13 protein-coding genes and 1 riboswitch are annotated in these 12,840 nt (G+C 38.7%); of the genes, 6 read left to right on the forward strand and 7 right to left on the reverse strand.

Features of this window, described 5'->3' with window-relative positions; genetic code table 11:
- Window positions 1-133: 133 nt before the first annotated feature.
- Complete coding sequence (locus DES38_RS09285) at window positions 134-880, reverse strand: lysophospholipid acyltransferase family protein (RefSeq protein ID WP_110251834.1); 747 nt, start codon at window positions 878-880, stop codon at window positions 134-136.
- A gap of 214 nt (window positions 881-1,094) precedes the next feature.
- Between DES38_RS09285 and mreB the strand changes: the two genes are divergently transcribed.
- Complete coding sequence (gene mreB / locus DES38_RS09290) at window positions 1,095-2,099, forward strand: rod shape-determining protein (RefSeq protein ID WP_110251846.1); 1,005 nt, start codon at window positions 1,095-1,097, stop codon at window positions 2,097-2,099.
- Window positions 2,100-2,126: 27 nt separating this feature from the next.
- On the opposite strand, the gene DES38_RS09295 is transcribed toward mreB, so the two are convergent.
- The 3 genes from DES38_RS09295 to DES38_RS09305 form a co-directional block, all read right to left on the reverse strand.
- Window positions 2,127-2,612 (reverse strand): PTS sugar transporter subunit IIA, encoded by a 486-nt coding sequence (locus DES38_RS09295; RefSeq protein WP_110251835.1) that lies wholly within the window; start codon window positions 2,610-2,612, stop codon window positions 2,127-2,129.
- A 96-nt stretch (window positions 2,613-2,708) separates the two neighbouring features.
- Window positions 2,709-2,924: a YdbC family protein gene (locus DES38_RS09300; protein WP_110251836.1), complete on the reverse strand. Its 216-nt coding sequence runs from the start codon at window positions 2,922-2,924 to the stop codon at window positions 2,709-2,711.
- Between the two features lie 13 nt (window positions 2,925-2,937).
- On the reverse strand, window positions 2,938-3,702 hold the full coding sequence (locus DES38_RS09305) for a TIGR01457 family HAD-type hydrolase (RefSeq protein WP_110251837.1): 765 nt from the start codon (window positions 3,700-3,702) through the stop codon (window positions 2,938-2,940).
- Between the two features lie 205 nt (window positions 3,703-3,907).
- On the opposite strand from DES38_RS09305, the gene zwf reads away from it, so the two are divergent.
- Window positions 3,908-5,380 carry a glucose-6-phosphate dehydrogenase gene (gene zwf, locus DES38_RS09310; protein WP_110251838.1) on the forward strand — a complete coding sequence of 491 codons (1,473 nt, stop codon included), beginning with the start codon at window positions 3,908-3,910 and terminating at the stop codon, window positions 5,378-5,380.
- A 139-nt stretch (window positions 5,381-5,519) separates the two neighbouring features.
- Here the strand turns inward: zwf and gndA are convergent, their stop codons facing one another.
- Both gndA and DES38_RS09320 read right to left on the reverse strand, forming a co-directional pair.
- Window positions 5,520-6,941: an NADP-dependent phosphogluconate dehydrogenase gene (gene gndA, locus DES38_RS09315; RefSeq protein ID WP_110251839.1), complete on the reverse strand. Its 1,422-nt coding sequence runs from the start codon at window positions 6,939-6,941 to the stop codon at window positions 5,520-5,522.
- Window positions 6,942-7,165: 224 nt separating this feature from the next.
- Window positions 7,166-7,903: a Cof-type HAD-IIB family hydrolase gene (locus tag DES38_RS09320; RefSeq protein WP_110251840.1), complete on the reverse strand. Its 738-nt coding sequence runs from the start codon at window positions 7,901-7,903 to the stop codon at window positions 7,166-7,168.
- 533 nt (window positions 7,904-8,436) lie between these two features.
- Window positions 8,437-8,513: riboswitch (glycine riboswitch) on the forward strand.
- A 96-nt stretch (window positions 8,514-8,609) separates the two neighbouring features.
- Between DES38_RS09320 and DES38_RS09325 the strand changes: the two genes are divergently transcribed.
- From DES38_RS09325 to DES38_RS09340, 4 genes are all read left to right on the forward strand, one after another.
- Window positions 8,610-8,882: an ACT domain-containing protein gene (locus DES38_RS09325; protein ID WP_110251841.1), complete on the forward strand. Its 273-nt coding sequence runs from the start codon at window positions 8,610-8,612 to the stop codon at window positions 8,880-8,882.
- A 17-nt stretch (window positions 8,883-8,899) separates the two neighbouring features.
- Window positions 8,900-10,261 carry a PFL family protein gene (locus tag DES38_RS09330; RefSeq protein WP_110251842.1) on the forward strand — a complete coding sequence of 454 codons (1,362 nt, stop codon included), beginning with the start codon at window positions 8,900-8,902 and terminating at the stop codon, window positions 10,259-10,261.
- Between the two features lie 150 nt (window positions 10,262-10,411).
- On the forward strand, window positions 10,412-10,921 hold the full coding sequence (locus DES38_RS09335) for a DUF3221 domain-containing protein (RefSeq protein WP_110251843.1): 510 nt from the start codon (window positions 10,412-10,414) through the stop codon (window positions 10,919-10,921).
- 261 nt (window positions 10,922-11,182) lie between these two features.
- On the forward strand, window positions 11,183-12,442 hold the full coding sequence (locus DES38_RS09340; RefSeq protein ID WP_110251844.1) for an L-lactate MFS transporter: 1,260 nt from the start codon (window positions 11,183-11,185) through the stop codon (window positions 12,440-12,442).
- A gap of 242 nt (window positions 12,443-12,684) precedes the next feature.
- Here DES38_RS09340 and DES38_RS09345 read toward each other — a convergent pair.
- The coding region (locus tag DES38_RS09345) for a transposase (protein WP_146206372.1) at window positions 12,685-12,840 on the reverse strand (156 nt) is incomplete at its 5' end.

Genomic DNA, 12,840 nt, shown 5'->3' on the forward strand with positions numbered 1-12,840 from the left:
AACAATCACTCTTATATATCGACATAATTTTTAAAAATTTTAATTTTGATCTTTCTTAACACTTGTTATGACTCTAAAATTTCGCTTCTGATCAGGTACCTCTTAATCATCATGCGTCCACTAAGACACTGTGCTAAGCATTAGTTTCAGTTGCTTTTGATTTAGGAAGTTCATGCCCTAACATCTCAAGCACCTCTCGGTATACCCTATCAGCAATTTTAGTTGCTTTCAATGATTGGTATGTCTCTGGCATGATCGGTGTTCCTACTAATAATTCAATATTTGCTGCGTTGATTTTCCCATCATTTGCTTCTAGCATATAACGGGTATCCTTAATGGCTACTGGTACAATTGGTACATTGGCACGTGTGGCAAGTCTGAGACTTCCTGATTTAAACGGTTGAATACTACCATCTTTTGAGCGTGTTCCCTCAGGAAACACCACCATCGATTGTCCTTTTTCGAGACTCTCTACACCATCGTCAATAACTTTAAGCGCACTTCGACGATTGCTGCGATCAATAAAAACACATTGCATTTCTTCCATCCAAGCATTAATAAGCGGAATCTTTTTTATTTCTTTTTTTGCGATAAAGCCTATTGGACGATTAATATAACCGAGAAACAATAAAATATCGAATAAACTTTGATGGTTACTTACAAACAACACCGGTCCCTCTGGTAAGTTTTCTAAACCTTGAACCATTACGTTTGACTTGGTTTCTCTAATGGCTTTTGTACAGATATCTACCGCTGTCTGATGAATTGTCCATGCTTTCTTTTCAAAAGGTTGGTCGTTCATTTTTTTTACCTTAATCAATTGCGGAATTGACTTGACGACAAGTAAAACGGCATATGTATAAATCCAAAATGTTTTCATACTTCTCTCCTCTTTCTCTCAAGCGATATCGTCTATTATATAAGAAAGTCGCGCATTCGTGAAGCAAATCTACTATTTTTAGGAACTAGTGCTTTGTTCTTTTGTTTGAAACGCTCAAGCAATGATACACTGAACCACGAACATCCAGACCTTACAAACGGAAAATCCTCGTCAAACAAAACCATTTCGACAGCACGATAAAGGAGGCACTATGATATTTCAATCAATGACCATTGGGATTGACCTAGGCACTAAAAATATATTGGTTTACACAAAAGAAAAAGGAATTGTCTTTAACGAACCTGCAGTGGTTGCGGTCGATCGACGCACGCAACACGTTAAAGCGATAGGTAAAGAAGCAAGTGTTATGGTTGGAAAAACCTCACAAAACATTGAAACCATCCGACCGTTAAAGGATGGCGTGATTGCCGATTTTGACATCACCGTTCAAATGTTAAAAATCATTTTCAAACGGATTAGTAAAGAGCTCGGCAAAGCGATGCGTAAACCAACTGTCATTGTTTGCGCACCTACAGGAAGTACTGCCGTTGAAAAACGCGCAATTGAAAATGCAATTGAGGCCTATGGTGCAAAAAAGGTGCACATCATTGAAGAACCCGTTGCTGCAGCACTCGGTGCCGGTTTACCAATTGAAAAACCTATCAGTCATATGATTGTTGACATTGGCGGTGGTACAACAGAGGTTGCTTTAATTTCATATGGTGGGGTTGTTACTTCACGCTCACTTCGCCTGGCTGGGGATGCGATGGATGAAACAATTATTCACTATGTAAAAGAAAATTTTAATGTCCTATTGGGCGAACAAACGGCTGAAATTATCAAGCAAACAATTGGCTATGCTCCTATCGAACATACTGAAGAAACGATGGACGTCCGCGGTCGTGATCTACTTACTGGGCTACCTAAACATGTGACCTTGTCTTCTTACGATGTTAAACGCGCGCTTGTAGATACCTTTGATTCAATCCTCCTTACTATTCATCAGACGATTGAACAAGCCCCTCCAGAACTTAGCGGCGATTTAGTTGAACAAGGCATTACGCTTACCGGTGGGGGTGCCCTGACCAATGGTATTAAGCCGTGGTTAGAATCGCACTTACATGTGCCAGTGACAATTGCTGATTCACCTCTAGAGGCAATTGCGATTGGTACGCGTGAAGCGATAAAACAAATTCAGATAGTAAAAAAGCTTGGCTAAATACCAAGCTTTTTTTCCTAACATTTCTTATAAATGAACAGTTAGCACTTCTGTTTCACCTTTGATGACTGTTTGATTCACCTGCTTGTCAATCGAAGCAATATCACTCGTGATGACAAGCGGTGTAATCGTATTGGCTTTTTCAGCGATAAAATCTAGATCTACCGTAATCAGTTTCTGACCTACCTCTACTTTATCCCCTTGACTCACGTGCGCAGTAAACCCTTCACCATCTAACATAACCGTGTCGAGACCAATGTGAATTAAATATTCCACTCCCGCTTTAGACTTAATTCCAATCGCATGTTTTGTTGGAAATAGATTAACAATTTCTCCAGCTATGGGTGCGACAAATTCACCATCTGTTGGTTTAAACGCAATACCATCGCCCATCATCTTTTCCGAGAACGTTGGATCGGGTACCTCGGTAATTTCTACTGCTTCTCCAGTTACTGGTGATACTAACACCTCTTTATCAACTTTCTCTTCTTTACCAAATAATTTTTTGAACATACTTCATCCTCCTCGTGTTCTTCTATAGACTCATATACCCTCTTTCTTGCAATCTTAAGCATGTCTCGACATGCGAACTTCACTCTTTGGTACGACTTACTCCAGTGTTTGAAGAAGTTTTTTTAATGCCTTCACTTCTTCTTCCGATAGCGTCACACCTTTCCCCATCTTTTCATGATTATCTGACCAATCACGTAAATCATATTTTGCGGGCCGATTATTCCAAGAAACAAGGTTGAGTTCTTTTTGCCAACCGCTTGAACCTTTTGAGATGACACCGATCTGTTCAATAATTTCGTATTGAATCGCCACTTGAGTTACCTCCTTAGAGTTTCCATTCTGTTAAACTGTCAATCGTATAGGTTGGTTTAACATCAATTGCCGTTAAGTCTTCCTTTGTTGTTACACCCGTAAGCACAAGTAAAGCATCTATCCCAGCATTAATTCCTGCTAAAATATCAGTGTCATAATTATCACCAATCATTAAGGTATCCTCTTTTTTCGTGCCTAATACAGCTAACGCTTGTTCAACAATAATCGCTTCCGGCTTACCGATGAATTTAGGTTCAACCCCCGTGGTAACGGATAACACAGAAATGATTGAACCCGTCCCCGGAAGAAAGCCTCGCTCACTAGGGAGTGCAACATCACCATTTGTCGCAATAAAAGTAGCACCATTACGAATCGCCAGTGCGCCAATCGCTAACTTTTCGTAAGTGATTTCTCGATCTAATCCCATTACAACGACATCAATATCCGTTTCAGCAACGGTAAGGTCAGCGGATGCAATTGCCTTATGCAGCCCTTCTTCACCAATTGGGTAAATTCTTTTATTCGGGTAATGCTCCTTCACATACTGAGCAGTTGCCATGCTCGTCGTAAAGACTTGCTCTTCAGTGGCTTGAATGTCCATTTCCATTAACTTCTTCGCTACATCTTTCGGATGCTTCGTCGAATTATTTGTTAAAAATAGATAAGGAAGCTGCAAACGATTAAGCTCTTTCACAAACTGAACCGCGGCGTCAATTCGTTCTGTGCCATTATAAACGGTACCATCTAAATCAATCAGATAACCTGCATATTTTTTCATAAAATCCTCCTGTATAATTGTAAAACTATTTGTTATTTTCTGAATACGTGATAATATAGAACGTAATCACCATTTAAAAGTATAACTTTTATTACGTCTAAATGTAAAATGGTTTATCTAATAGCATGAAAGTGGTATGTTATAAATAGAATTCATTTATACATACATTTTTAAAATTTTCATAAAAGAGAGGTAGTTAAAGTCAATGACAAAAGAAACGCCAAGAGCAGTAATCGTTATTTTCGGAGCGACAGGGGACTTAGCGAACCGAAAATTATACCCATCATTATATCGATTATATCGTAACAACAAATTATCTAAGCATTTTGCAGTAGTCGGCGTCGCAAGACGACCACTTACAAATGAAGATTTCAGAAATAATGTAAAAGCATCAATTGAAGAATTTAAAGATGATGCACTTGATCACGATGAATTTGCATCTCATTTTCACTACAATCCTTTTGACGCTCAACACTTATCAGAGTATCAAAAACTTGATAACTTCATTAAGGAACTCGATCAGAAACATGATGCCGGTGGCAATCGCTTATTTTATATGGCAATGGCACCTAATTTCTTCGGACCAATCGCCGCAAATTTAAAATCACAAGGTTTGACTGACAATCCTGGTTGGTCACGTCTAGTAATTGAAAAACCATTTGGTCATAATTTTGACACGGCAGATAAGCTCAACAAACAAATTGGACAGGCATTTGATGAAGATCAAATTTTTAGAATTGATCACTACTTAGGGAAACAAATGGTACAGAACATTGAGATTGTTCGGTTTGCTAACGCTATGTTTGAACCCCTTTGGAATAACCAGTACATTGCGAATGTACAAATAACATCAAGTGAAGTTCTCGGCGTTGAAGAGCGTGGCCGCTATTACGACGGATCTGGCGCTTTACGTGATATGGTTCAAAATCACTTGCTCCAGATGGTCTCGTTACTCGCCATGGAACCACCTGCGCGTTTACAACCAGATGAGATCCGCTATGAAAAAGTTAAAGTATTACGCAGCTTGCGCGACTTAAAAGCAGACGAGATTAACGACTATTTTGTTCGTGGCCAATATGATCACGGTCAAATTGATGGTGAGACGGTTGATTCTTACCGAGAAAGTAATGGCGTTGAAGAAGATTCTAACACCGAAACGTTCGTTGCAGGTAAATTCATGATTGATAACTTCCGTTGGGCCGGGGTCCCGTTCTATGTACGAACCGGGAAACGCATGAAAGAAAAATCAACAAAAATTATTGTACAGTTTAAAGACTTACCCATTAACCTTTATAAAGATAAAGGTGATACAATTGATCCGAACTTACTCGTCATTAACGTACAGCCAGATGAAGGTATCACTCTCCATCTAAATGCTAAGAAGACTGATTATGAAACAACGAGTACCCCAATTAGTTTAAGTTATGATAAAAAAGATGAAGGGTTAGAAAGCCCAGAAGCTTACGAAAACTTAATTAATGATTGTCTAAATGGTGATTCTACCAGTTTTGTTCACGCAACAGAAGTTGCCTTGTCTTGGCAATTTGTTGATAAAATCACTGATGTCTGGGAGAAACAAAAAGCAGACTTTCCAAATTATGAATCAGGTACCAATGGTCCTGATGCCGCTGATAAACTATTAGAAAAAGACGGTTTTAAATGGTGGGAATGCTGTTAGACATAACATAATTTCATTAATCAAACGAACCCTTCACCGGATAATCATGGTGAAGGGTTCGTTCTTTGTAAATAATTGATTAAAACCAAGTAAATCCCCAACAGATTGATCAATTTGTTGGGGATTTAATCAATTTATTTTATTTTTCTAACCATTCGGTATGGAAGATACCTTCTTTATCAAGACGTTGGTACGTATGAGCACCAAAATAATCTCGCTGTGCTTGAATTAAGTTAGCTGGTAAGGTTTCCGTGCGATAACTGTCATAATAAGCGAGAGCACTCGCAAAACCTGGTACCGGGATCCCACGTTCCATTGCAATTGACAGTACTTTACGCAATGATGTTTGATATTCTTCAACAATACCTTTGAAGTAATCATCGAGCATAAGGTTTGCAATTGCTTTGTCACGGTCATAAGCTTCCTTGATTTTTTGTAAGAACTGCGCCCGGATGATACAACCGCCGCGCCAAATCATCGCTATTTCACCAAAGTCAAGATTCCAATCATACTCTTCAGAAGCAGTGCGCATTTGTGCAAAACCTTGAGCATATGATGTAATCTTACTCATGTATAACGCTTGGCGAATCGCTTCAACTAGTTCATCTTTATCACCCTCGTACGGTGTATCTTGCGCACTAGGACCTGATAAAATTTTACTTGCTTTAACCCGCTCATCTTTAAGAGCAGAAATGAAACGAGCAAAAACTGATTCAGTGATGACTGGTAAAGGAATACCTAAATCTAAAGCACTTTGACTTGTCCATTTACCGGTTCCCTTTTGACCTGCGGTATCGAGAATAACATCCACCATCGGCTTACCTGTTTCATCATCTTTTTTCTTAAAGATATCTGTTGTAATCTCAATAAGGTATGAATCAAGTTCACCTTGATTCCAGTCTTTAAAGACCTCGTGTAATTCTTCTGCTGATAGTCCTAAAATATTCTTCATCATAAAGTAAGCTTCACTGATTAATTGCATATCACCATATTCGATTCCATTATGCACCATTTTCACATAGTGACCAGCGCCGTTTGGTCCAATATAAGTGACACAAGAATCACCATCTACTTTCGCAGAAATAGCTTCTAAAATAGGCGCAACGTGATCATACGCTTCTTTTTGTCCACCTGGCATAATTGAAGGCCCTTTAAGCGCACCTTCTTCACCACCAGATACACCTGTACCAATAAAGTGAATGCCAGATTCATCAAGTTCTTTATTACGACGAATCGTATCTTGGAAGAATGTGTTACCCCCATCAATAATAATATCACCATCATCTAATAATGGGCGAAGTTTACCAATCGTAGCATCTGTTGCTTTACCTGCTTGAACCATTAACATGATCTTACGTGGTTTTTCTAGTGAATCAACAAACTCTTCAATTGTTTCTGCACCGTAAAAGTTCTTCCCTTTTGCTTCATCTGCCATAAAGTTCTCTGTTTTTTTATACGTCCGGTTAAAAACAGAAACGCTATAACCACGACTCTCTACATTTAAGGCTAGATTTTTACCCATGACCGCAAGGCCAATAACACCAAAGTTTTGTTTTGTCATTATTTTAGCTCCTTTATCTATGTAATTCTAATTCTATCATACGTGGAATTCAGTAAATGCGCAAACATTCTACCTTTACACGTTTCCCCCACTCTACTAACTTATAACAGAAAAGTGTGAGATGCAAATGAATTTTTTAAAAATTCATTTTTTTCTCACATTAATCATGCCAGCGACAGTCGCGAATCCCATTGCTTTATGAACTTAACATTATAAGCCGAGTACTAATCTTTGAGTATTTTCTCAATTGCTTTAGCAGCACCATCTTGATCATAACTATCAGTAATATAATCTGCCATAGCCTTCACCGCTTCTTGAGCATTTCCCATCGCTACACCAAAACCAGCAGATTGAATCATTGAGTAATCATTCATACTATCACCCATCGCCATTACCATCGATACATCAATCCCACGCTCATCCAACAAGTATTGAATAGCCGCTTGTTTGTGTGTACCTTTTCGATTGAGTTCAATATTTGTTTCGCTTGAATTTGTAACTTCTAACGTTTCAAATGCGGTAAAGAAATCAGTCAATTCCATCCGCTTTCTATCATCTGTAATATCGAATCCAAATTTAATCCATTCATGTGATTGATAATCTCCAGGTAACGCACGTTGGTACACAGCCTGATTAGAGACAAGCCAGTAATGACTATCAACCGTGTCATATATTTTCACAATCTCTTCCACAGTCTCAATATCGATCGCTTGCCGATGAATAAGTGATCCATCGATATTTCGTACTTCTCCTCCATTTAATGTCACCATATAATCGACACCGAGTGTTTCGCCTATCGAGCGACTCGTTGAAAAGTGACGACCTGTCGCAATCACGACCTCGATTCCATTCGCTTGCGCTTTTTTCACAGCTCGCTTTAGCCGCTCAGACACTTCACTTTCGCCATGACCGACCAATGTTCCATCTAAATCTAAAGCAATCAAACGTATGCCTGTTGTCATAAATTCCTTCCCCCTTCGCCTCTTTTCTACTATATCAAATTCTCAAGGGATGCACTAGTTTTTCGAATGATTTCAATTGACAAATCAAACAATATACGAGATAATGTAATTTGTCTTGAAAAAAAGACAAGGTAAAATTCTGGCATCTGCTTCAAATGTTTTCAAAATGTTTATAAGGCACGATAAGAATAATAGAAAAAAGATCAATGCGAATGATTGATTTAATAAGCAAGACTTATTCACACTGGATCGACTATAGAGTCGTAAGGATATGAAAGAGGTAGGGTTCATATCGTTTAAGTTAAAACGTTCCAGGTGGATGTATACCGCGGCAAGTATTAAAAGTTAAACTTAATTATTTTACCTAATTTCCAAAAGAGGGGGAAACGCTTAGTCACTAAGCGTTTCCCCCTCATCCAATTTATTAAGGTCTTCGCGTTGTCTCATAACTTGATATTGACGAAAATTGCAATTACTGATACTCTGTATCTAACATATAAGTCGCAAGGATCATTATGGATGACACTATAATGGGAGCAACTTCTGGAGAGCCCGCGAGTTGCGGCACCGAAGGATTCACAATCTCAGGTAAACGGACAGAAGACAACAGATAGCACATGGATATGTTTTGTTGTCACGTTTTCTAAGATTGGACGATACTCCAGTCTTTTTTTTATTATCCAAATATTATAATGAGGTGAAGGACATGCAAAAACGCGCAGTAGTAACCGTAGTAGGGAAAGACCAGGTTGGCATTATTTCAAAAGTAACGAACGTACTTGCCACACACGAAATGAATATCCATGACATTTCACAAACAATTCTACAAGATTACTTCACAATGATGATGCTAGTTGAAATGAAAGATAAAGAACGTCTAGATGATTTATTAGAGAATTTCCAAGCAATAGAAGATGAGATGAATTTAACAATTAGTGTTCAGCTTGAAGATGTATTCCAAGCCATGCACCGTATATAATAAGGAGGAATCGGAAAATGGCTATTCACCAGACAGAAATACAAGAGACCATTCGCATGGTCCAGATGGAAAGCTTAGATATTAGAACAGTCACCATGGGCATTAGTCTCCGTGATTGTCAAGACTCTGATTTTGAGAAAGTAAAAGACAACGTTTATAACAAAATTGTCGATTATGCGCTCAATTTAAAACCTGTTGCAGAACAGGTTGAAAAAGAATATGGAATCCCTATTGTAAATAAGCGTATTTCAATTACGCCGATCGCAGAAATATTAGGAAAAGCTACCGTTGAACAAGCGATTGAGTTGGCAAAAGTCTTAGATAAGGCTGCTGAAAAAACTGGTGTTGACTTTATTGGTGGATATTCTGCTTTAGTACATAAGGGCATGACCAAAGGCGATGAAACGCTACTTGACGCCATTCCTCGCGCCTTAGCTGAAACAAAGCGTGTCTGCAGTTCTGTCTCGATTGGCTCAACGCGCGCCGGTATCAACATGGATGCCGTTCGAAAACTTGGGCATGTCATTAGCGAAACCGCAGCATTAACCAAAGATGAGAACAGCATTGGTTGCGCAAAATTCGTTGCCTTTTGCAACCCTGTAGAAGACAATCCGTTTATGGCTGGTGCTTTTCATGGCTCCGGAGAAGGCGAAGTTGTATTAAGCGTTGGCGTAAGTGGCCCAGGCGTTGTCCTTCATGCTTTGAAACGCTACCCTGATGCCGACTTAGGCGAAGTGGCCGACGTGATTAAAAAGACAGCCTTTAAAATCACCCGCGCAGGTGAACTACTTGGACGCGTTGTTGCTGAACGTTTAGATGTTCCGTTTGGCATTATGGATTTATCATTAGCACCAACCAATGCGATGAATGATAGTGTTGCTGAAATATTAGAAGAAATCGGACTTGAAAGTGTTGGAACGCACGGGACCATTGCAGCGCTCGCGTTAATGAATGATGCTGTCAAAAAAGGTGGCGCAATGGCTAGTTCTTATGTAGGTGGATTAAGTGGTGCATTTATTCCTGTATCAGAAGATAACGGGATGATCCGGGGGATCCAAGACGGTTCACTGACACTTGATAAACTAGAGGCAATGACTTGTGTTTGTTCGGTTGGATTAGATATGATTGCTTTATCTGGGAATGCTACACCTGAAACGCTCTCTGCCATTATTGCTGATGAAGCTGCAATTGGCATGATCAATAAGAAAACCACTGCTGTCCGTGTAATTCCCGTTATTGGTAAAGCAGAAGGTGAAATGGTTGAATTTGGCGGACTGCTTGGTCGTGCCCCCATCATTGGTGTTAAACCATTTAGCTCAGAAAAAATGATCAAACGTGGTGGACGTATTCCTGCTCCACTTCAATCATTAATCAATTAATTATTAAAGATCAACCGATCAAATGGTTGATCTTTTTTATTGCATGTCTTTTAGTTTCCCATATTCCTTTAAAAATATTCAAAATATTGTAACCTCATGCTTGCACATCACGTCTTATTTGGTAGAGATCAAAAGAAAGGTTGATACCAGATGAAAAGACGATTGATTTATCTCCTCTGTACATTAACAGGATTCGTTTTACTCACCCTGTTGATCCATAGCCCCTCTTCTCGTCTAACCGGTTATATTATTAATCGAAAAGATGAAAGGATTCTCATCCAAGCTGAAACAGCAAAAGATTTATCGTCTACTGGCGGCGTCGATACTTATTACGAGCTCATCTGGTTTTCTAACCCGCCTGAACCGTTAGAAGTTGGTGACAAAGTCGATGTTTATTATGACGACACGAAAAAAAACTATTATCCACGACGATCAACAATCAAATCATTTGAAACCTATACACCTAAACAACCTAACCATGCAAAAAAGAATGAAAAAGAGGTCATTCAAACTGTATTTGAACAACACAAACAACATCCTGCACGCTTGTTTGTTATCACTTCAATCAATTTTAATGCAGAGACAAATAATTGGACAATTAAGTTAGTAAATGTTTATTCTAATCAAGAAAAAATCGTTTCTGTTCCCGACACATTATAATTAGAAGCTTTACTGAATGATTTCCATGTAAGCACTTCTTGGTTATTTCTTTTCTCTAAGTAGAAGCCACTAAAAAAATTGTTAAATTCATCCATATAAGGATGGATTTTTTTATTTAAACGTAGATATTACCCTCTTTTTTATCTTTTAATCATATTTTTTAAAGTTTCACATAAAGTTCACAAATTGTTCACTGATTCACATGAACAAATCTGATATAGTATATCCAGTGGTTGTGGTTTGATAACGATGGAGGTTATCATGAAAAAGAATCGCTGGCTTATAGCTTTATCAGCTATCGCCATACATCTATCAATTGGCTCGGTGTACGCTTATAGCGTATTAAAATATCCGATTGTCGAACAACTTGGTTGGAGTGACAAAACAGTTACTGTTTCATTCACTATTGCCATCGCATTACTCGGAACATCAGCGGCAACTTTTGGACGTTTCGTCGAAAAATGGGGACCGCGTAAATCAGCAACAATCGCTGCCATATTCTTTGCAAGCGGCCAATTAATTACAGGTCTTGCAATGTACTTATCCTCAATTCCATTATTTTATCTTGGATATGGTGTTGTTGGAGGAATCGGACTTGGCTTAGGTTATATCTCGCCAGTGTCCACCTTAGTAAAATGGTTTCCAGATCGTCGTGGTTTAGCAACCGGAATGGCTGTTATGGGTTTTGGTGCCGGTTCATTAATTGCAGCACCAATTATCACAAACTTAATTAAAACGGTTGGCCTGTCCAACACGTTTTTTATTATGGCATCCATTTATCTTGTACTGATGCTTAGTGGTGCAAGTTATATCGTTAAGCCGCCAGAAAACTGGTCTCCTAAATCAGCTACTAGTACTAGTAACGGCAAAAAGGCTAAAAAACCTAGAGTAAGTCAAGACAGCCTACAACAATTAAATGCTAGTGAAGCAATTCGTACGACGCGCTTTTGGTTACTATGGGTGATGATGTTCATTAATATTTCAACAGGAATCATGTTGATTTCTGCGGCATCACCGCTTGCGCAAGATAAAGCGGGTATGTCTGTCACTGCTGCTGCAGCGATGGTAGGAATCATGGGATTATTTAATGGTGGTGGCCGTATTGGTTGGTCTGCCTTCTCAGATATCTTAGGACGTAGTAACGTATTCATGATGTTTTTCGGTGTTGAACTTCTCGTTATGTTAACACTGCCAAATGTGACGAATGCGTTGTTGCTACAAGTATTGATCTTTATTACCGTATCAATGTACGGTGGTAGCTTCGCCCTTCTCCCTGCCTTTATTAGTGATTTATTTGGTACGCGTCAACTCGGAGCGATCCATGGTCTTCTGCTTACCGCCTGGTCAGCAGCTGGTATTTTTGGCCCCCTTCTCGTTGCGTTTATTAATGATTCAACTGGGAGCTATGATATGGCCTTTTATATTTTCGCAGTTCTCGTATCAATCGCTCTAGTCATTTCATTAGTCATGAAGAAAAACATGGCTGCATTTAAACAAACAGCATCAGAAAAAGTAAGCTAACATTATAATAATTAGGTATCAAACCACACCAAAAACCCTTAGCTCAAAAGAGCTAAGGGTTTTCCAATGTAAACATCACCTGCAGGGTTACTGACTAAGCTAAACCTTTTACAAAGTCTACTATTTACTAACGTCATTTCAATAATAGAACTTTTAAACAAAACAGGCTCTTTGTTAAATCGTGTTGGTGAGAATTTTTAACCAATTATTTAAAATTTATATATCACACGTTTTCGGTGCATTTAAGCTACCGGAGCGTGTGTTTTATTTTGTGCTTGTTTCTTCTGTGAATCAATGGCTTTGTACTTAAAGTGTATGAGAATACGGTACTTATAGTTATAGAAATTTTTGTAGCCATATGCCACACGGTTTAATACCTTAATTTTATTGTTAATCCC

This window comes from Streptohalobacillus salinus (assembly GCF_003201605.1).
Lineage (GTDB): Bacteria > Bacillota > Bacilli > Bacillales > Amphibacillaceae > Streptohalobacillus > Streptohalobacillus salinus.

Bases quoted from the DNA above. Each gene is read 5' to 3' on its own strand.
- DES38_RS09285 (WP_110251834.1), bottom strand. From the start codon at position 880: ATGAAAACATTTTGGATTTATACATATGCCGTTTTACTTGTCGTCAAG.
- DES38_RS09295 (WP_110251835.1), bottom strand. From the start codon at position 2,612: ATGTTCAAAAAATTATTTGGTAAAGAAGAGAAAGTTGATAAAGAGGTG.
- DES38_RS09305 (WP_110251837.1), bottom strand. From the start codon at position 3,702: ATGAAAAAATATGCAGGTTATCTGATTGATTTAGATGGTACCGTTTAT.
- zwf (WP_110251838.1), top strand. From the start codon at position 3,908: ATGACAAAAGAAACGCCAAGAGCAGTAATCGTTATTTTCGGAGCGACA.
- gndA (WP_110251839.1), bottom strand. From the start codon at position 6,941: ATGACAAAACAAAACTTTGGTGTTATTGGCCTTGCGGTCATGGGTAAA.
- DES38_RS09320 (WP_110251840.1), bottom strand. From the start codon at position 7,903: ATGACAACAGGCATACGTTTGATTGCTTTAGATTTAGATGGAACATTG.
- DES38_RS09325 (WP_110251841.1), top strand. From the start codon at position 8,610: ATGCAAAAACGCGCAGTAGTAACCGTAGTAGGGAAAGACCAGGTTGGC.
- DES38_RS09330 (WP_110251842.1), top strand. From the start codon at position 8,900: ATGGCTATTCACCAGACAGAAATACAAGAGACCATTCGCATGGTCCAG.
- DES38_RS09335 (WP_110251843.1), top strand. From the start codon at position 10,412: ATGAAAAGACGATTGATTTATCTCCTCTGTACATTAACAGGATTCGTT.
- DES38_RS09340 (WP_110251844.1), top strand. From the start codon at position 11,183: ATGAAAAAGAATCGCTGGCTTATAGCTTTATCAGCTATCGCCATACAT.